Annotated in this window: 14 protein-coding genes, 1 tRNA gene and 1 pseudogene; 13 read left to right on the forward strand and 3 right to left on the reverse strand. The window is 67.9% G+C overall.

Going from position 1 to position 19673, the window contains the following annotated elements:
- Positions 1 to 362 precede the first annotated feature (362 nt).
- The 9 genes and pseudogenes from dnaA (at position 363) to J2N69_RS18605 (ending at position 13195) form a co-directional block, all read left to right on the forward strand.
- Positions 363 to 2234 (forward strand): chromosomal replication initiator protein DnaA, encoded by a 1872-nt coding sequence (gene dnaA / locus J2N69_RS18565; protein WP_230901775.1) that lies wholly within the window; start codon positions 363 to 365, stop codon positions 2232 to 2234.
- 986 nt (positions 2235 to 3220) lie between these two features.
- The gene (gene dnaN, locus J2N69_RS18570) at positions 3221 to 4351 is read left to right on the forward strand and encodes a DNA polymerase III subunit beta (RefSeq protein ID WP_230901776.1); all 1131 of its coding nucleotides are present in this window, start codon (positions 3221 to 3223) and stop codon (positions 4349 to 4351) included.
- 89 nt (positions 4352 to 4440) lie between these two features.
- Positions 4441 to 5325, forward strand: a complete 885-nt coding sequence (gene gnd / locus J2N69_RS18575) for a phosphogluconate dehydrogenase (NAD(+)-dependent, decarboxylating) (protein WP_230901777.1) — start codon at positions 4441 to 4443, stop codon at positions 5323 to 5325.
- An 80-nt stretch (positions 5326 to 5405) separates the two neighbouring features.
- Positions 5406 to 6527, forward strand: a complete 1122-nt coding sequence (gene recF / locus J2N69_RS18580; protein WP_230901778.1) for a DNA replication/repair protein RecF — start codon at positions 5406 to 5408, stop codon at positions 6525 to 6527.
- A pseudogene (locus J2N69_RS18585) lies at positions 6524 to 7086 on the forward strand (DUF721 domain-containing protein). Before recF ends, J2N69_RS18585 begins: the two are co-directional and overlap by 4 nt.
- Before the next feature lie 275 nt (positions 7087 to 7361).
- Positions 7362 to 9428 (forward strand): DNA topoisomerase (ATP-hydrolyzing) subunit B, encoded by a 2067-nt coding sequence (gyrB, locus tag J2N69_RS18590; protein ID WP_272595830.1) that lies wholly within the window; start codon positions 7362 to 7364, stop codon positions 9426 to 9428.
- 43 nt (positions 9429 to 9471) lie between these two features.
- Positions 9472 to 12075, forward strand: a complete 2604-nt coding sequence (gene gyrA, locus J2N69_RS18595) for a DNA gyrase subunit A (RefSeq protein ID WP_230901779.1) — start codon at positions 9472 to 9474, stop codon at positions 12073 to 12075.
- Positions 12076 to 12093: 18 nt separating this feature from the next.
- Positions 12094 to 12753 carry a DUF3566 domain-containing protein gene (locus tag J2N69_RS18600; protein ID WP_230901780.1) on the forward strand — a complete coding sequence of 220 codons (660 nt, stop codon included), beginning with the start codon at positions 12094 to 12096 and terminating at the stop codon, positions 12751 to 12753.
- Positions 12754 to 13121: 368 nt separating this feature from the next.
- Positions 13122 to 13195: transfer RNA gene (locus J2N69_RS18605), tRNA-Ile, on the forward strand.
- A gap of 187 nt (positions 13196 to 13382) precedes the next feature.
- On the opposite strand, the gene J2N69_RS18610 is transcribed toward J2N69_RS18605, so the two are convergent.
- The 3 genes from J2N69_RS18610 to J2N69_RS18620 form a co-directional block, all read right to left on the reverse strand.
- The gene (locus J2N69_RS18610; protein ID WP_230901781.1) at positions 13383 to 13922 is read right to left on the reverse strand and encodes a hypothetical protein; all 540 of its coding nucleotides are present in this window, start codon (positions 13920 to 13922) and stop codon (positions 13383 to 13385) included.
- Positions 13923 to 14256: 334 nt separating this feature from the next.
- Positions 14257 to 14775 (reverse strand): hypothetical protein, encoded by a 519-nt coding sequence (locus tag J2N69_RS18615; RefSeq protein WP_230901782.1) that lies wholly within the window; start codon positions 14773 to 14775, stop codon positions 14257 to 14259.
- Positions 14776 to 15310: 535 nt separating this feature from the next.
- Positions 15311 to 15976: a response regulator transcription factor gene (locus J2N69_RS18620; RefSeq protein WP_230901783.1), complete on the reverse strand. Its 666-nt coding sequence runs from the start codon at positions 15974 to 15976 to the stop codon at positions 15311 to 15313.
- A gap of 364 nt (positions 15977 to 16340) precedes the next feature.
- Between J2N69_RS18620 and lxmK the strand changes: the two genes are divergently transcribed.
- The 4 genes from lxmK to J2N69_RS18640 all read left to right on the forward strand — a co-directional run bounded on the left by lxmK (position 16341) and on the right by J2N69_RS18640 (position 19672).
- Positions 16341 to 17402 (forward strand): class V lanthionine synthetase subunit LxmK, encoded by a 1062-nt coding sequence (gene lxmK, locus J2N69_RS18625; RefSeq protein WP_230901784.1) that lies wholly within the window; start codon positions 16341 to 16343, stop codon positions 17400 to 17402.
- Entirely contained in the window at positions 17399 to 18358 is a 960-nt protein-coding gene (locus J2N69_RS18630; protein ID WP_230901785.1) for a T3SS effector HopA1 family protein, read from the forward strand. The genes lxmK and J2N69_RS18630 overlap by 4 nt, the downstream gene beginning before the upstream one ends.
- A gap of 3 nt (positions 18359 to 18361) precedes the next feature.
- A complete protein-coding gene (locus J2N69_RS18635) occupies positions 18362 to 18685 on the forward strand; it encodes a transposase (protein WP_230901786.1) in 324 nt (107 codons plus the stop codon).
- 210 nt (positions 18686 to 18895) lie between these two features.
- Positions 18896 to 19672, forward strand: a complete 777-nt coding sequence (locus J2N69_RS18640; protein WP_330166817.1) for an ABC transporter ATP-binding protein — start codon at positions 18896 to 18898, stop codon at positions 19670 to 19672.
- Position 19673: the final 1 nt, after the last annotated feature.

The raw sequence follows: 19673 nt of genomic DNA on the forward strand, positions 1-19673 counted from the left end.
GTCACCGTGCGCCCACGAGAAGCTCGCGAATACGCACCGAGTGCACCGCTTCACAATCACAGATCGTGATCTTTGCCCATCGGAGGCAGGCGGCAGCAGCCATCGACAACTCGACCTGGTCACGGTACGCGGGGCTACGCCATCCGGTCAAACCGACCGCCGGGAGGGGACACTGTGCACAGCCTGTGGACAACAACTTGAACCGCAGCCGTCGCCCTGACTACCTTGGCTGAACTCCGATTCGTTCCCTTCCCCCTCCCCATCCCGATTTCCGTCCCAAGAACCACACCTTCGTGGGACCCCGTGAGAAAGCGTGCCCTGTGGCTGACGTACCTGCCGATCTTGCCGCAGTGTGGCCACGCGTGCTGGAGCACCTGCTGGGCGAGGGGCGAGGGCAGGGCGTCGAGGCGAAGGACGAGCGGTGGCTCCGGAGCTGCCAGCCCCTGGCGCTCGTCGCCGACACCGCGCTCCTCGCCGTGCCGAACGAATTCGCGAAGGGCGTACTCGAGGGCCGCCTGGCGCCCGTGGTCAGCGAGACCCTGAGCCGTGAGTGCGGCCGTCCGATCCGCATCGCGATCACCGTCGACGACTCCGTCGGTGAGCCCGCGGGCCCGCCGGCACCGCCGATCCAGCACCAGCAGCATCAGCAGTCCCACCAGCAGCGCTACGAAGAACCGGAGCTGCCCTCGGCCTCCGGTCAGGGACGCGAGTCGTACGAGAACTACGGGCGCCGCCCCTCGGACGAGCACCAGTCGGGCTCCCGGTCCGACCAGATGCCGACCGCCCGCCCGGCCTACCCGGACTACCAGCGGCCGGGCCCCGGCGCCTGGCCGCAGCCGCAGGACGACTACGGCTGGCAGCAGCCGCGGCTCGGCTTCCCCGACCGCGATCCGTACGCCGGCCCGGTCCAGCAGCCGCAGCACGACTACCGCTCGCAGCCGCCGCAGGACCGCTCGCCGTACGAGCAGCAGCGTCCCGAGCCGCAGGACCGGCGTGAACGCCATGACATGCAGGACTCGTCCGGAGACCACCGCGACCACCGCGATCCTCGTGATCACCGTGACCCCCGTGATCACCGCGGCAATGCCGGTCACGGTGGCCACGGCGTGCACCGGGGCGGCCCCGTCGGCCCCACCTCGTCGAGCGGCGCCCCCGGACCGCTGGCCGCGCAGCCGGCGCCCGCGACGGGCCCCGGCGAGCCGACCGCACGGCTGAACCCCAAGTACCTCTTCGACACCTTCGTCATCGGCGCGTCCAACCGGTTCGCGCACGCGGCCGCGGTCGCCGTCGCCGAGGCACCGGCGAAGGCGTACAACCCCCTCTTCATCTATGGGGAGTCGGGGCTTGGCAAAACGCATCTTCTGCACGCGATCGGGCACTACGCCCGCAGCCTCTACCCCGGCACGCGCGTGCGGTATGTGAGCTCCGAGGAGTTCACCAACGAGTTCATCAACTCCATCCGCGACGGCAAGGGCGACAGCTTCCGCAAGCGGTACCGCGAGATGGACATCCTGCTGGTCGACGACATCCAGTTCCTCGCGGACAAGGAGTCGACGCAGGAGGAGTTCTTCCACACCTTCAATACGCTCCACAACGCGAACAAGCAGATCGTGCTCTCCAGCGACCGGCCGCCCAAGCAGCTGGTCACCTTGGAAGACCGGCTGCGCAACCGCTTCGAGTGGGGGCTGATCACCGACGTCCAGCCGCCCGAGCTGGAGACGCGTATCGCGATCCTCCGTAAGAAGGCGGTGCAGGAGCAGCTCAACGCCCCTCCGGAGGTGCTCGAGTTCATCGCGTCGCGGATCTCGCGGAACATCCGTGAGCTGGAGGGCGCGCTGATCCGCGTCACGGCGTTCGCGTCGCTGAACCGGCAGCCCGTCGACCTCGGACTGACCGAGATCGTCCTCAAGGACCTGATCCCGGGCGGTGAGGACGCGGCTCCGGAGATCACGGCGCCGGCCATCATGGCCGCGACCGCCGACTACTTCGGGCTGACCGTGGACGACCTCTGCGGCTCGTCGCGCAGCCGTGTCCTGGTGACGGCCCGCCAGATCGCCATGTATCTCTGCCGCGAGCTGACCGATCTCTCCCTGCCGAAGATCGGGGCCCAGTTCGGCGGCCGCGACCACACGACCGTCATGCACGCGGACCGCAAGATCCGCGCGCTGATGGCCGAGCGGCGCTCCATCTACAACCAGGTCACCGAACTCACCAACCGCATCAAGAACGGCTGACGACCGCCCAGACACGTCGCTGAGGGCGCCCCGGGACGACTCCCGGGGCGCCCTTTTCGTCGCCCACGCGCGCGTGGAGCCCGTTTCCGAGGCCTCCGCCGCTGTCTCCGGGGCGGCCCTGGAGCCCGTTTCCCGCCCTCGGAGCACGCGTGGAGGCGGTCGCGACCGCACGGGATCTTCGTACGAGCGGCCCTCGGTGTTCGATTTCCGCTGGTCAGACGGGGGTTCTCCACAGATGTGCGAACTTTCTCGCTTCCACACCCTGGGGACTGGAAAGTTGTCCAGACGCTGTCCACAGGGGACGCTGCTGAGGGATCATCAGGCCAGGTCAACAGGTTGTGGATTCGTGGACGAAGACTCTCCACAGGCTGTGGATGAAATTTTCTTCCACAGGGTGTGCATGACGTTGTCCACCGTCGGCCCACAGGCTGGGGCCGGTTGTCCCCAGCTTTCCGCGGCTTCTCCACACAGCCGTCCACTGTTCGGCAACGCGACGCGCCCCCTCACCGGGTCGAGTGAAAGGCGTCACACCAAGGTGCGTGGTTGGCCTGTGGGGAAGGTGGGTAAAGCTGGGGACAGCGCTGGGGAGAAGTGACCCCTGCCTGTGCATCGGGTGTGCAGAACTTTCCCCCGTCCACAGAAACCCCCGGTTGTCCACGGGTGCCGCCCACAGGCGCAGTGGATAAAAAACCGGGGCTGACCAGCGCTTTCGCGGTTATCCACGGTTTCCACAGCCCCTACTACTACTCCCAACTAGAGAGTCCGGGGAATTCGTTTCGAAGTGGGGCCTGTGCACAACTCGCGCTCCGAGGCTCCGAGGCCGCTCGCCACGACTTGACCCCGACGGGCACCGACTGTCAGTGCCGTGCGTCAGACTGGTCCCCGGTGTCCTTCCCACGGCATGGCTGAGAGACACCGAGTCAGACGACGAGGGCCACAGGCCCAGCGGGCGAGAGCAGCCAGCAACAGCAGGAGGGCGGCTTACGGTGAAGATCCGGGTTGAACGCGACGTACTCGCGGAGGCGGTGGCCTGGGCGGCGCGCAGCCTCCCGGCCCGGCCGCCTGCGCCCGTCCTCGCGGGCCTGCTGCTGAAGGCCGAGGAAGGCGCACTGAGCCTGTCGAGCTTCGACTACGAGGTCTCGGCGCGCGTCTCGGTGGACGCGGAGGTGGACGAGGAAGGCACGGTTCTCGTGTCGGGCCGGCTGCTCGCGGACATCTGCCGCGCGCTCCCCAACCGCCCGGTGGAGATCTCCACAGACGGTGTACGGGCGACGGTGGTCTGCGGCTCCTCGCGATTCACACTCCACACCCTTCCTGTGGAGGAGTACCCCGCGCTGCCGCAGATGCCGACCGCCACGGGCACCGTCCCCGGTGAGGTCTTCGCCTCCGCCGCCTCCCAGGTGGCCATCGCCGCGGGCCGTGACGACACGCTGCCCGTGCTGACCGGCGTACGCATCGAGATCGAGGGCGACACGGTCACCCTGGCCTCCACCGACCGCTACCGCTTCGCGGTCCGCGAGTTCCTGTGGAAGCCGGAGAACCCGGACGCGTCCGCGGTCGCCCTGGTGCCCGCCAAGACGCTCCTGGACACCGCCAAGGCGCTCACGAGCGGCGACACGGTCACCCTGGCCCTGTCCGGCTCGGGTGCGGGCGAAGGCCTCATCGGCTTCGAGGGCGCGGGCCGGCGGACGACCACGCGTCTCCTCGAAGGCGACCTGCCGAAGTACCGCACGCTGTTCCCGACCGAGTTCAACTCCGTCGCCGTGATCGAGACCGCCCCCTTCGTGGAGGCCGTCAAGCGCGTGGCCCTGGTGGCCGAGCGGAACACCCCGGTGCGGCTCAGCTTCGAGCAGGGCGTGCTCATCCTGGAGGCAGGTTCCAGCGACGACGCACAGGCTGTGGAAAGGGTCGACGCCCAGCTGGAGGGCGACGACATCTCCATCGCCTTCAACCCGACGTTCCTGCTGGACGGCCTGAGCGCGATCGACTCGCCGGTCGCCCAGCTCTCCTTCACGACCTCCACGAAGCCCGCCCTGCTGAGCGGCAGGCCCGCCATGGACGCCGAGGCGGACGAGGCCTACAAGTACCTGATCATGCCTGTACGTCTGAGCGGCTGAGCCCACAGGTGTGTGCGTGCGTCCGGGCGTAGGCTCGGACGCAGGTACGAAAGTGCCGTAACGCCACCTCGCTAGTGAAGGAACCTCTGATGGAGCTCGGTCTCGTCGGCCTCGGCAAGATGGGCGGCAACATGCGCGAGCGCATCCGCCGCGCAGGTCACACCGTCATCGGATACGACCGCAACCCGGATCTCGCGGACGTCCCCAGCCTCGAAGAGCTTGTGGGCAAGTTGAAGGGCCCGCGTGTGGTCTGGGTGATGGTCCCGGCCGGGGCCGCGACCCAGTCCACCATCGACGAGCTGTCCGAGCTGCTGCAGCCCGGCGACGTCGTCGTGGACGGCGGCAACTCTCGCTGGACGGACGACGAGAAGCACGCCGAGGAGCTGAAGGCCAAGGGCATCGGCTTCGTCGACTGCGGCGTTTCCGGCGGCGTCTGGGGCCTCCAGAACGGCTACGCCCTGATGTACGGCGGCGACAAGGACGACGTCGCCAAGGTGCAGCCGATCTTCGACGCCCTCAAGCCCGAGGGCGACTTCGGCTCCGTGCACGCGGGCAAGGTCGGCGCCGGCCACTTCGCGAAGATGGTCCACAACGGCATCGAGTACGCGATGATGCAGGCCTACGCCGAGGGCTGGGAGCTGCTGGAGAAGGTCGACTCGGTCACCGACGTCCGAGAGGTCTTCCGCTCCTGGCAGGAGGGCACGGTCATCCGTTCCTGGCTGCTCGACCTCGCGGTCAACGCCCTGGACGACGACGAGCACCTGGAGAAGCTGCGCGGCTTCGCGCAGGACTCCGGAGAGGGCCGCTGGACCGTCGAGGCGGCCATCGACAACGCCGTGCCGCTCCCGGCGATCACGGCCTCGCTCTTCGCGCGGTTCGCCTCGCGTCAGGAGGACTCCCCGCAGATGAAGATGATCGCCGCGCTGCGCAACCAGTTCGGCGGCCACGCGGTCGAGTCCAAGAGCGAGCACTGATCCACAGCCTGTGCATGACCACGGCGGTCGCGCACAGGCCTCAAGCACGTGAAGTAGGCCGGGGGAGGTCGGCGCACACCATGCACGTCACGCATCTCTCGCTGGCCGACTTCCGCTCGTACGCCCGGGTCGAGGTCCCTCTCGATCCGGGCGTCACCGCTTTCGTGGGGCCCAACGGCCAGGGCAAGACCAACCTCGTCGAGGCCGTCGGCTATCTCGCCACGCTCGGCAGCCACCGGGTCTCCTCGGACGCCCCCCTGGTCCGTATGGGCGCCGAGCGGGCCGTCATCCGGGCCAACGTCCGCCAGGGCGAGCGCCAGCAGCTGATCGAGCTGGAACTCAACCCGGGCAAGGCCAACCGCGCCCGCATCAACCGTTCCTCGCAGGTCAGGCCGCGGGACGTGCTGGGCATCGTCCGTACGGTGCTGTTCGCGCCCGAGGACCTCGCGCTGATCAAGGGCGACCCCGGTGAGCGGCGGCGCTTCCTCGACGAGCTGATCACCGCGCGCTCGCCACGCATGGCCGGCGTCCGGTCCGACTACGACCGCGTCCTCAAACAGCGCAACACCCTGCTGAAGTCGGCCGCCCTCGCCCGCCGCCACGGCGGGCGCTCCATGGACCTGTCCACGCTCGACGTCTGGGACCAGCACCTCGCGCGCGCGGGTGCGGAGCTGCTGGCGCAGCGGCTCGACCTGATCTCGGCGCTCCAGCCGCTGACGGACAAGGCGTACGAACAGCTGGCGCCCGGCGGCGGCCCGGTCGCCCTGGAGTACAAACCGTCCGCGCCCGGCGAGGGCCACACGCGTGAGGCGCTGTACGAGCAGCTGACCGCCGCCCTCCAGGAGGCACGCAAGCAGGAGATCGAGCGGGGCGTGACCCTGGTGGGCCCGCACCGCGACGACCTGCTGTTCAAGCTCGGCCAGCTCCCCGCGAAGGGGTACGCGAGCCACGGCGAGTCCTGGTCGTACGCTTTGGCGCTGCGCCTGGCCTCGTACGACCTGCTGAGGGCCGAGGGCAATGAACCGGTGCTCGTGCTCGACGACGTCTTCGCGGAGCTGGACGCGCGCCGCAGGGAGCGGCTCGCGGAGCTGGTGGCCCCGGGCGAGCAGGTGCTGGTGACGGCCGCGGTCGACGATGACGTCCCGGGCGTGCTCTCCGGTACGCGCTACGCGGTGGCGGAAGGCGCGGTGGACCGCGTATGAGCACCGATGAGCCCGCCAAGGGCCCTGCCAATGGGGGCGCCGCAGGGCCGCAGAAGACGCCCGAGCCCTCCGGTGTCGACCTGGCCCGCGTCGCCCTGCGCGCCGCGAAGGAACAGGCACGCGCGCGTGGGGACGCCGCTCAGCAGAAGAAGCAGGCTCGTCGCGGAGGCCTGCGGTCCGGTGCGCGCGCTGACGGCCGTGACCCCCTGCCGCTCGGCTCCGCCATCAACCGGCTGATCACCGAGCGCGGCTGGGAGACGCCGGCCGCGGTCGGCGGGGTGATGGGCCGCTGGCCGCAGATCGTCGGCGACGACCTGGCCAAGCACTGCGTCCCGCAGAAGTACGACGAGGACGAACGCGTCCTCACCGTGCAGTGCGACTCGACGGCCTGGGCGACGCAGCTGCGCCTCATGGCGCCGCAGCTGGTCGCACGCCTGAACGAGGACCTGGGGCACGGCACCGTGCGCCTCATCAAAGTGCTCGGCCCCGGAGGCCCCCGCGCCGCTTCGGCCCCTTGCGCGCACCGGGCAGCACGGGCCCCGGCGACACCTACGGGTGAGACCGCCGGCGACGGTTGCTGGGGGTTGACGGCCCGAAGCGCTGAGTGCCGCTGTGAGCCCTCTGGAGCCCCGTTCCGCATATGGGGAGTCGGCCGAGTCCGGTTCAGGGCGGCACATGAGGACTCAGGTACCGGCAAGCCCCCATCAATGTCAGTGCTACCGGTAGACTGGAAGCTAATCCCGCCCCACTTGTGGGACGCACCGAGCAACGCTGACTAGGGCTTACCGAACAAACACGCCGCAGCCGCTCCGGCCACCGCCGGGAGCTTGGCTTGTGCTGTGCCAGAAAGGGCGCTTCGTGGCCGATTCCGGCAACCCCAACGAGAACATCCCGTCCACCGCCGCAGGCGAGCGCGCAGAGGCCCCAGAGCCCTCGTACGACGCCAGCGCGATCACCGTCCTCGAGGGCCTGGACGCCGTCCGCAAGCGACCCGGCATGTACATCGGCTCGACCGGTGAGCGTGGTCTCCATCACATGGTCCAGGAGGTCGTCGACAACTCCGTCGACGAGGCCCTGGCCGGGCACGCGGACACGATCGACGTGACGATCCTGGCCGACGGCGGCGTCCGGGTCATCGACAACGGACGTGGCATCCCGGTCGGCATCATCCCCTCCGAGGGCAAGCCGGCCGTCGAGGTCGTACTGACCGTCCTGCACGCGGGCGGCAAGTTCGGCGGCGGCGGTTACGCCGTCTCCGGTGGTCTGCACGGCGTGGGTGTCTCCGTCGTGAACGCGCTGTCCACGAAGGTCGCCGTCGAGGTCAAGACGGACGGCCACCGCTGGACGCAGGACTACAAGGCGGGTGTGCCGACCGCGCCGCTGGCCAAGCACGAGGCCACCGATGAGACCGGTACGACGGTCACCTTCTGGGCCGACGGCGACATCTTCGAGACGACCGAGTACTCCTTCGAGACGCTGTCGCGGCGCTTCCAGGAGATGGCCTTCCTCAACAAGGGCCTGACGATCAAGCTCACGGACGAGCGCGAGTCGGCCAAGGCGACCACCGGTGCGGACAACGCCGACGCGGCGGACGACAACGAACCGCGTTCGGTGACGTACCACTACGAAGGCGGCATCGTCGACTTCGTGAAGTACCTCAACTCCCGCAAGGGTGAGGTGATCCACCCGACCGTCATCGACGTCGAGGCCGAGGACAAGGAGCGCATGCTCTCGGTCGAGATCGCGATGCAGTGGAACTCGCAGTACACCGAGGGCGTGTACTCCTTCGCGAACACCATCCACACGCACGAGGGCGGTACGCACGAAGAGGGCTTCCGGGCCGCGCTGACGGGTCTGGTGAACCGCTACGCGCGCGAGAAGAAGCTGCTGCGCGAGAAGGACGACAACCTCACGGGTGAGGACGTTCGCGAGGGTCTGACCGCGATCATCTCGGTGAAGCTGGGCGAGCCCCAGTTCGAGGGCCAGACGAAGACCAAGCTGGGCAACACCGAGGCGAAGACCTTCGTGCAGAAGGTCGTGCACGAGCACCTCACGGACTGGTTCGACCGCAACCCCAACGAGGCCGCGGACATCATCCGCAAGGGCATCCAGGCCTCCACGGCCCGCGTCGCCGCCCGCAAGGCGCGCGACCTGACGCGCCGCAAGGGCCTCCTGGAGACCGCCTCCCTGCCGGGCAAGCTGAGCGACTGCCAGTCGAACGACCCGACGAAGTGCGAGATCTTCATCGTCGAGGGTGACTCCGCCGGTGGTTCGGCGAAGTCCGGCCGCGACCCGATGTACCAGGCGATCCTGCCCATCCGAGGCAAGATCCTGAACGTCGAGAAGGCGCGCGTCGACAAGATCCTGCACAACCAGGAGGTCCAGGCGCTGATCTCGGCGTTCGGCACCGGTGTGCACGAGGACTTCGACATCGAGAAGCTCCGCTATCACAAGATCATCCTGATGGCGGACGCCGACGTCGACGGCCAGCACATCAACACCCTGCTGCTGACGTTCCTCTTCCGCTTCATGCGGCCGCTGGTCGAGCACGGGCACATCTACCTGTCGCGCCCGCCGCTGTTCAAGATCAAGTGGTCGCGGGACGACTTCCAGTACGCGTACTCCGACCGCGAGCGCGACGCCCTGATCGAGCTGGGCCGCCAGGCCGGCAAGCGCATCAGGGACGACTCGGTCCAGCGCTTCAAGGGCCTCGGCGAGATGAACGCCGAGGAGCTGCGCATCACGACGATGGACCAGGAACACCGCGTGCTCGGCCAGGTCACCCTGGACGACGCGGCACAGGCCGACGACCTCTTCTCGGTGCTGATGGGAGAGGACGTGGAGGCACGGCGCTCGTTCATCCAGCGCAATGCCAAGGACGTCCGCTTCCTCGACATCTGAGTCGGCCCGTACAAGCCGCACCTCGAAAGGACTTTGACCAGCAATGGCCGACGAGAACACCCCTGTGATGCCCGAAGAGGAACCCGCCGTCCCTGGTGTGGGCATGCGTGTCGAGCCCGTCGGGCTCGAGACGGAGATGCAGCGCTCCTACCTCGACTACGCGATGTCCGTCATCGTCTCGCGCGCGCTGCCCGACGTACGCGACGGCCTGAAGCCGGTCCACCGCCGCGTCCTGTACGCGATGTACGACGGCGGCTACCGCCCCGAGAAGGGCTTCTACAAGTGCGCCCGCGTCGTCGGCGACGTCATGGGCACGTACCACCCGCACGGTGACTCCTCGATCTACGACGCCCTGGTCCGCCTGGCCCAGCACTGGTCGATGCGGATGCCGCTGGTGGACTCCAACGGCAACTTCGGCTCCCCGGGCAACGACCCGGCGGCCGCCATGCGGTACACCGAGTGCAAGATGGCGCCGCTGGCCATGGAGATGGTCCGTGACATCGACGAGGAGACCGTCGACTTCACGGACAACTACGACGGCCGCAACCAGGAGCCGACGGTCCTGCCGGCCCGCTTCCCGAACCTCCTGATCAACGGCTCGGCGGGCATCGCGGTCGGCATGGCCACCAACATCCCGCCGCACAACCTCCGCGAGGTCGCGGCGGGCGCGCAGTGGGCCCTGGAGCACCCCGACGCCACGCATGAGGAGCTGCTCGACGCCCTCATCGAGCGCATCAAGGGCCCCGACTTCCCGACCGGCGCCCTGGTGGTGGGCCGCAAGGGCATCGAGGAGGCCTACCGCACGGGCCGCGGCTCCATCACGATGCGCGCGGTCGTCGCGGTCGAGGAGATCCAGAACCGCCAGTGCCTGGTGGTCACGGAGCTGCCGTACCAGACCAACCCCGACAACCTCGCGCAGAAGATCGCCGACCTGGTGAAGGACGGCAAGGTCGGCGGCATCGCCGACGTCCGCGACGAGTCCTCCTCGCGCACCGGCCAGCGCCTGGTCATCGTCCTGAAGCGGGACGCGGTCGCCAAGGTCGTTCTGAACAACCTGTACAAGCACACCGACCTCCAGTCGAACTTCAGCGCCAACATGCTGGCCCTGGTCGACGGCGTGCCGCGCACCCTCTCGCTGGACGCGTTCATCCGCCACTGGGTGACGCACCAGATCGAGGTCATCGTCCGCCGTACGAAGTTCCGGCTCCGCAAGGCCGAGGAGCGCGCGCACATCCTGCGCGGCCTGCTCAAGGCCCTGGACGCCATCGACGAGGTCATCGCGCTCATCCGGGGCAGCCAGACCGTCGACATCGCGCGCGAGGGCCTCATGGGCCTGCTCTCGATCGACGAGATCCAGGCCAACGCCATCCTCGAGATGCAGCTGCGCCGGCTCGCCGCCCTGGAGCGCCAGAAGATCGTCGCCGAGCACGACGAGCTCCAGGCGAAGATCAACGAGTACAACTCGATCCTGTCCTCCCCCGAGAAGCAGCGCCAGATCATCAGCCAGGAACTTGCGGCGATCGTCGACAAGTTCGGCGAGGACCGCCGCTCCGCGCTCGTGCCCTTCGACGGCGACATGTCCATCGAGGACCTGATCGCCGAAGAGGACATCGTCGTCACGATCACCCGCGGCGGCTACGTCAAGCGCACCAAGACGGACGACTACCGCTCGCAGAAGCGCGGCGGCAAGGGCGTGCGCGGCGCGAAGCTCAAGGAAGACGACATCGTCGACCACTTCTTCGTGTCGACGACGCACCACTGGCTGCTGTTCTTCACCAACAAGGGCCGCGTCTACCGCGCCAAGGCGTACGAACTCCCCGACGCCGGACGCGACGCCCGCGGCCAGCACGTGGCGAACCTCCTCGCCTTCCAGCCGGACGAGCAGATCGCCGAGATCCTCGCCATCCGCGACTACGAGGCGGCGCCCTACCTGGTGCTCGCCACCAAGGGCGGTCTGGTCAAGAAGACCTCCCTGAAGGACTACGACTCGCCCCGCTCGGGCGGTGTCATCGCCATCAACCTCCGGGAGACGGAGGACGGTTCGGACGACGAGCTGATCGGTGCCGAGCTGGTCTCGGCCGAGGACGACCTGCTGCTCATCAGCAAGAAGGCCCAGTCGATCAGGTTCACCGCAACGGACGACGCGCTGCGCCCGATGGGCCGCGCCACGTCGGGTGTCAAGGGCATGAGTTTCCGCGACGGCGACGAACTGCTCTCGATGAATGTCGTCCGGCCGGGTACTTTCGTCTTCACCGCCACCGACGGTGGGTACGCGAAGCGGACCAACGTCGACGAGTACCGCGTCCAGGGTCGCGGTGGCCTCGGCATCAAGGCCGCCAAGATCGTGGAGGACCGCGGCGAGCTCGTGGGCGCCCTGGTGGTCGAGGAAACCGACGAGATCCTCGCCATCACGCTGGGCGGTGGTGTGATTCGTACGCGAGTCAACGAGGTCAGGGAGACGGGCCGTGACACCATGGGCGTCCAACTGATCAACCTGGGCAAGCGCGATGCCGTCGTCGGCATCGCTCGTAACGCCGAGGCCGGGCGCGAGGCCGAGGAAGTCGACGGGGACATCGTCGTCGACGACTCGGACGGTGCCGAGCCGGCCGCCGGTACGGACGAGGGCATGGACTCCTCGGCCGAGTAGCGCGAGGAGTGAGTCATCGTGAGTGGAGCCACGGGTGCCGGGGCGAAGCAGGCCGGCACTACCGGTAAGGACGGTGCCCGTGGCTCCGCCACTGATGCACAGGACTCCGAGGAGTCCCATGGAGCCCAGGGGGGAACTGTGACGGACACCCGAGACGCCGACGCCGCGGGCGGGGCCCTGCCCGGGGAACGGAAGCCCGAGCCCAAGACATCGCAGCCGTACCACCCGCCGCAGGCGTACGAGCAGGGCGCCAAGGCGGGGGCGGCCGCGGCGCGCATGCCCCGGACGGGGGTCCGCACGATTCCGCGCACGCGGAAGGCGCGGTTGCGGGTGGCCAAGGTCGACCCGTGGTCGGTGATGAAGGTCAGCTTCCTGCTCTCCATCGCGCTCGGCATCTGCACGATCGTCGCGGCCGCCGTCCTGTGGATGGTCATGGACGCGATGGGCGTCTTCTCGACGGTGGGCGGCACGATCTCCGAGGCGACGGGCTCGAACGAGTCCAACGGCTTCGACCTGCAGTCCTTCCTGTCGCTGCCGCGTGTCCTGACGTTCACCTCGATCATCGCGGTCATCGACGTCGTCCTGGCGACGGCGCTGGCGACGCTGGGCGCGTTCATCTACAACCTCTCCGCGGGCTTTGTGGGCGGGGTTGAGCTGACGCTGGCGGAGGATGAGTGAGTTGAGTTGAGTTGCGGCCTCGCCTCGCTCTGAGTGGGTTTTCTGCCGTCGGCTGGGTCTCGGACTTCCGGGGCTTGGTCGGCGGCCTTTTTTGTTTGCGGGTCGGTGTGCCTGTGGCTGGGGGCCCCGGTGGGGACTGGTTGCGGTGGTGGGTTGAGGGGGTTGGCTGAGCGGGTTGGCGGAGGGGCTTGGCTGAGGGGGCGGCTGTGGAGAGCCGGGGCGGAACCGTGCTGGTCAGCCCCTGGTCTGCCGCTGGTGGGACTGTGATGCGCCCCTGGCTCGTCGGCCGCCCGGGTATCGATTTTGGGACTGGCCCGCAGGTGCGCTAATCTTCAGGGGTCAGCGCGCGGGACACCCCGAAGCGCGGCGGGGCTATAGCTCAGTTGGTTAGAGCGCATCCCTGATAAGGATGAGGCCACAGGTTCAAATCCTGTTAGCCCCACATTGATGAGAGGGCGTCTCCCCTGGTGGGAGGCGCCCTCTCGGTGTTTTTGGACCCGGCTCGGTGTTGGTTTGCGTTGGTCCTCGGTGGTGAGCCGCGGAATGGCGGGAGAAGATCGTCTCCCAGATTTCTCCCACGGAGCTGCCCCGGGCGGGATGGCGGGGGAGAGCCCAGCCCGCCCTGGTCCTCAGAAATGCATCATTGAGTGCACCTCTGTGCTTCGTATGCCCATCTCTACAGCAGGGACCTCTTCGCCGGGTTGGACCCAGCCGGCGCTCTCGGCCGCCGAGACAGCGGCCCTCTCCGCCGCGTCCGCTTCGGTGTTCAGGTCGACATTTGTGCCCAGGTGCGGCGCGCTCGCGGCAGTAGCGGCGGCCTGTGAGGCCTTGAGAGCCGCCTGGAAGGCGCGAGAGGAGGGTTCCGCGTCGCCATGGACGAGCTTGGCTGCTTGGGAGGCCTGCGCGGCGGAAGCAGCCGCGTTCCGGGCGCACCGTGAATCCGCGGCGGCTGCGGGGGCGCCCTCCCCGAGCACAGCGAACGCCTGGGCCGCTATGCGGGCTGCGTGGGCGGCCCTGAACTTGGCATCGGCATGCTCGCCTGAGCCGTGCTGCTCGACGAAGCGGCTAAGGGCCGCTGATCGCGCTGCGGCGCTCTCGGCACGGGCGGCGTGGCTTTTCCTCAGGGCTGCTGCGTCCGTCTGTCCCTCACGGTTGCTGTACTCATTCACCGGCATCTCCTTGTCTGCCAGAGCGGGCAGGAAGTCTTAAGCCGTCTCCTGTCACCAACGTTGTCCACAAGCGGTGGACGGCGGTGCAGGGCAGGGTGGCACGTGGATCTTCACCAGGCCACAGGCAGAGCGGTCACTCGACGAGCCCCGTCAGGAAAAGCGCCGGGGAACTGGCCCCATACACCGTCTGGAAAGGGCTCCCTTCGGAGTACCGCCCCCATGACGGTGCGGAAATGGGTACAGATGTCCCGGTACCGGGCTGTCGACCATGGCGATAGTTCGGCGAGCACGCCCAGCGCCGCCCATGATGTTGGGCCTTCGATTGCGCGTCCGCCTATGCATTGCGCTGAGAAGGCGGCAATAGGAGATCGCGTTGCGGATGTCGCTCCCCCGTGACGCTGCCGCTGACGCCGAGGTCCTGGCGTGCGGCCTCGTAGAACTCGGTGAGGGCGCCGAAGACTGCTCGGTTCCGGTCGCGCCACTCCGCCAGGCTGCCGGTTACCTTGCCCATCGCCTGCCAGTCGACTTCGAGTGCTACTTGGTTCAGCTTGTGGGCGGCTTCAACGACGTCGTCACCAGCGAGGAGCAGTACACGCTCGAAGGCGCGGCCTCTGCGGTGAGTGGATTCCCGGATCTCGGAGAGGATCTCGCGCTCGTCCTGATCGCTCTCGCGGAGCCCTTCCTTGACCTCGTAGAGGTGGACCGCGAGGAAGATGCCGGCGCGGACGGTGTCGATGTAGTTCTCGTATGCGGTCAGCTTGCGCTCGTCCCAGCGGACAGAGCGCTCGTGCTTCTTGCGGCTCCGCTCCGTGAGGAAGTTCGTCAGGTGGGTCGTCAGCGCGCCCAGCAGCACCGCGACGACTGTGATGATCTGTTCCCCCGTACCCACCAATCCCCCAGGACAGCAGCACTCCTAAAGATGACTGGACGATCGTACGGGCGGGCGTTGCGGTGAAGGAAGAAGAACGCTGAAACAGTGGGGCGTCACGGCTGGTTACTGCCATCTGCCCCACACCAGAGATGGGCGTGACGCTGTGACCGGTGTGACACTCCCCTGTTTCAGCGTCTTTTCCTGATCACTCACTTTGGGGTCGGGGCCACATAGTCCTGGCACGTCACGCCAGGGTGTGCCCGTTGGCAGGCGGAAGGGTCACTTGGGGTGTGAAGCCTGCTGCGAGGCACAAGTTGGTGATCTGGTCGTACAACGGCAGGCCGCCCTCGCCGGCCAGTCCTTCGCCGGACCACCCGAGATCGAACACGCCACCCGTCTCGCAACATCCCATCTCAATGCCCGAGCCAGACCCTGGATATGGGGAAGACCCGCCCCACCCACTCGACAACTACGGCGCCGATACACGTACACCGTTTGAGGAATCCAGCACTAAGTGTCAGCTCGCCACGGTGGCGTTGGCCGGAGCGAGCATGCCCAACTGGTACGTCAGGATGGCAGCACGCACACGATTGGCTGTGCCGAGTTTGAGGTAGATGGCCCTTGTGTGGTCCTTCACCGTCGCCGCGCTGAGGTGCAGGCGCTGGGCGATCTCCGTGTTGGAGAGGCCCTCCGCCAGCAGGGCGCAGACCTCGATCTCCCTCGGCGTCAGGGTTCCGGCACGCTCGCGGATCGCGGGCGCGATTCCTCCCCGGTTGAGCAGACTGACGACCGTCGGCGACGCCGGGTTTGCCAGCACCTGGCCCCCGGTGGCAGCGACGCGTATGGCACTCACGAGCATCTCTGGGGTGGAGTCCTGCTCAAGAACCCCGGACGCGCCCTTCATCAGGGCGTCCGCTGTGAGGGAATCGTCGAGACGGCTGGCGAGCAGGACGACCTTGGGCGGAGTGCGGATGCTGTGCAGCACGTCGATGGACGACAGGGTCCGGGCGCGTGACGCGCAGTCGCCGAGGACAACGACTTCCGGCCGGTGACGTTCAACCGTCTCGGCCACGTCGGATCTTTGGCACGTCGCCACCACTCTGATGTTGAGTTCGTCCCCAAGAACGTTGCGCAACCCTGCTTGTAGCAGCGCTTGATCATGCGCGATCACCACGTTGATCACAACAGTCCCCCATTCGCGAGAAACACGAGGTCAGCCGTGTCCTCGCCGCTTAGCCTGCCCTTGATCAATCAGCAAATCAAGTTGAGCCAACCTTTTCCCCGAGGGCTGGAATGGTCTATTCCATTCGTGCCATGAATGGGTCAATGGAGCGCCACGGGAGGGCCGGGGGCGTCGCTGCCGTCTCCCGGAGGGGGAGGCCCCCTCCAACCGGAGGGGTTGGTACCAGCCCGGTAGTGGATGCGTGCGCGTTCCCCCAGACCTGATCATGTGTGCCGGAACCCGATTCACAAGGAACATCTGGGGGGAATGCGTGCGTTCCGGACGCGGCGCCTTTGCGCCACTTGAGCTTCGAAGAGTTCCGGAGGTGAATCACCTCCTCACCGGTCTCGGCCTGGGTGAGCTGCGCTCCGAGGGCGTCGATTCCCTTCTCGGGCGCAATGAGAACTGGGCGGGTACCACGTCGGCCGGCTTCGGCGTGTTCGTGAAGCACCTCGACCGCGGTGGCACGGACGCCGTAGAGCGCATCCACCGCTCCAGGGCCTTCGACTCGCTGATCCGTCAGGCCCGACGCGCCGGCCTCAGCACGCCCGAACTCATCGGGTACGACGAGGACGCGCGGATCCTCGTGTTCGACCTGGTCAAGGACGGCCGCACGCTGGCCGAGCACTTCGCGGACGGTGGGGTCGAGGACGAGTGGTCCGGCAGGGCAGGGCACGCCATCGGCACCTTGCACTGTCTCGGTTCTGCCGGCGCGGCCCTTCCGCTGGATACCTCACCGTTCCCGTTTCCCGACCTGCGCCTGCTCCAGGCGCTTCCGCTGCCGTCCTACTTGGGGCTCACGTTCGCCGAGGTGACCCTGTGGAACATCCTGCAAGGAGACGCGGTCCTCGCTGAGGCCCTCGCGGCTCTGCGGAGGAGCGAAGAAGAGGCGCCAAAGGTACCGACCCACTGTGACCTCAGGCTCGATCAGTTCCTCATCGGTGACGGAATGCTGTTCCTGACGGACGGCGAGGAGTTCCGGCTCGCGGACGGGGCCCGGGACGTGGGCGCCATCGCAGGTGAGTGGCTGTACCGGGCCATCACCGGCATGGCCGGCCGCACCGTGGACGAGAGCGGCGACGCCCTGGGGGAGGAACCCGACCACGCCGAGATCGTGGCTCGCGGAGTGCGAGAAGTGGACCGGGTGCGCCCCTTGATCGCCTCGTTCTGGTCCGGCTACCGCTCTGCTCGTGGCCGGGCCGACACCGGCCTCGCGACGCGCGCCACCGCGTACGCCGGCTGGCACATGATCGACCGGGCCATGGCCACGGCCATGCGGGGCAGCAGGCTGCCGGCCGTGTCCCGCGCGGCCATGGGGATCGGCAGGAACGCGCTCCTGCGACCGGAGAAGTTCGTGTCCACGCTCGGACTGGGGGATGAGGCATGAGCAACGTGCTCAGTGACACGCTGAACAGCGCCCTCGACGCGATCCAGATCGAAGAGACCGAAAACGGCCTCTCCGCGCGGATCGGTGAGCGCACCGTCGAGGCCGACACCGCACTCGCCCTCAGGGATCGGCTCACGATGCTGATCTACGAGTGCCTGCATGCCGGTCGGCCCGAGTTGCCGGGAGGCCTGCCCCGTACGCTGCGCGACGCGGACCTCGAGCGGCTGCTGACCCAGGCCACACCGCACCCGACCACCGTGCGCCGTACCCGCCTGCTCGGCAGTGACGCGGGACAGGCGATCGTGGAGCTGGACGGTCTGCGGGTGCGGGTACCGAGGGAGACCTGCACGGAAGCCGGCCCCGAAGGGGCCGTTGACGTGGCCCTTCAGGCGGTACGCCCCGCGCTGTCCCCGGGCTTCTTCCTCGCCGACGGCTCCGCCGGTCGCCCCGAGGGCAAGGAACTGCTCAGGCTGTATGTCCATGTCACGGACAGCTCCTACGCGCCCGATGTCTGGAACACCGTCCTGACGGCGCTCGAAGCCACGGGCGCCCCCTACCGGGCGAAGATCAGCTCCTCACCGTTGCTGTACCCGCGGCGCGATGCCCTGGTCGTCTACCTGGGCAGCGAGGCGCTGCACGTAGCGGACGCCGTCGTCCGGGCAGCTGCCGCGACCCCCGGACTGGGCGGCGCCGTCTCCCCGTTCACGCACGAACTGGCTCCCGGGCTCAGCTGCGCGTGGGAACCGACCGACACTCGTCCGGGCCGGTCACACATGAGCTTCGGTGAGCACCGTTCGGCCGCCGTGGCCGAGGGACTGCTCAACCACGTACACACCCCGACCCGTTGCTCTCGCGCGGAGGCAGTCGCCTCAGCGCTGACACAGGCGGGCATCGACCCCCGGCAGCCCGCGCGTGACCTCGTCTCCCCCGAGCTGCCCGTCCTCGAAGGGGTGTGAGTCATGGCCCGTCCTCCTGCACTTCCGTCCGAGGAAAAGGTGCGCATCGTGGTCTCCGTCCTCTCCAAGGACCGGACCGTCGCCGAGGCGGCCCGGGAGGCCCAGGTGTCCGAGCAGTCCATCTCCAACTGGCGACGGCAGTTCCTCCAGGGCGGCAGCGCGGCCCTGGGGGGAAACCTGATCAGCCACAGCACGACCCAGCGCGAACAGGCCCTCTCCGAAGAGGTCAGGAAGCTGAAGCAGGCGCTCGGCGAGGCGTATGTGGAACTGATGACCTGGCGCAGAACAGGGGACTACCGGCGAGTCCCTTCTGGTACCTCGAGGTAGTTCGGAATGAAACAGGAGTCAGCATCTCGAGGTTCTGCACCATTCTCGGCATACCCCGCCGCACCTACACCCGACGACTCCAGCAGCACAGAGCACAGAGCACCACACAGAAGGGGCAGGAAAATTCGGAATCCGTCTGAGGTGGGCACACCTGCGATATCTGTTGCCGATCTGACCATGCGGTACGGGACCAAGGACATCCTTCGCGGGGTGGATCTCACCGTCAACCACGGAGAGGTCCTCGCTCTGCTGGGCCCCAACGGCGCAGGGAAGACGACCACCGTGGAGGTGCTGGAGGGGTTCCGGCGGCGTACCAGCGGTTCCGTCACAGTCTTGGGACGGGACCCGGACGGCGGCGACGAGGAGTGGCGGGGGCGGCTCGGCATCGTGTGCCAGTCCTGGCGCGATCACTCCCGCTGGCGAGTGGGGGAACTGCTGCACCACTTCGCCTCCTACTACCAAAGTCCCCGTGAGGTGAGCGAGGTTCTGGAGGCCCTCCAGCTCAGTGATCAGGTCGACCAACAGTGCCAGAAGCTGTCGGGAGGCCAACGGCGACGGCTGGACGTCGCCCTCGGCATCATCGGCGACCCGCAGTTGCTGTTCCTCGACGAACCGACGACCGGCTTCGACCCGGTCGTACGGCGCGAGTTCCACGATCTGCTCACGCGTTTGAAGACAGACGGCATGACGATGGTTCTCACCACACATGACCTGCACGAGGCGGAGCGCCTCGCCGACCGCATCGCCATCCTCATCGACGGCCGGATCGCCGCATCCGGAACGTCGGAGGAACTGAGTGAACAGGCCCGTTCCCAGGCCCGGGTGATCTGGTCGGCTGACGGTTGCCGACAGGAGGAACGGACCTCCGACCCTTCCGCGCGCGCCTGGCGGCTGCACAACGAATTCGGTGGGCCCGTACCCGACCTGGAGGTCCACCGGCCCACCCTTGAGGACACCTACCTGCGCATGATCGCGGAGGTGAAGTGAC

Source organism: Streptomyces huasconensis (genome assembly GCF_021028635.1).
Lineage (GTDB): Bacteria > Actinomycetota > Actinomycetes > Streptomycetales > Streptomycetaceae > Streptomyces > Streptomyces huasconensis.

Coding starts and splice junctions, on each gene's coding strand:
- J2N69_RS18630 (WP_230901785.1), top strand. CDS start 17,399: ATGAGCAACGTGCTCAGTGACACGCTGAACAGCGCCCTCGACGCGATC.
- recF (WP_230901778.1), top strand. CDS start 5,406: ATGCACGTCACGCATCTCTCGCTGGCCGACTTCCGCTCGTACGCCCGG.
- gnd (WP_230901777.1), top strand. CDS start 4,441: ATGGAGCTCGGTCTCGTCGGCCTCGGCAAGATGGGCGGCAACATGCGC.
- gyrA (WP_230901779.1), top strand. CDS start 9,472: ATGGCCGACGAGAACACCCCTGTGATGCCCGAAGAGGAACCCGCCGTC.
- J2N69_RS18635 (WP_230901786.1), top strand. CDS start 18,362: ATGGCCCGTCCTCCTGCACTTCCGTCCGAGGAAAAGGTGCGCATCGTG.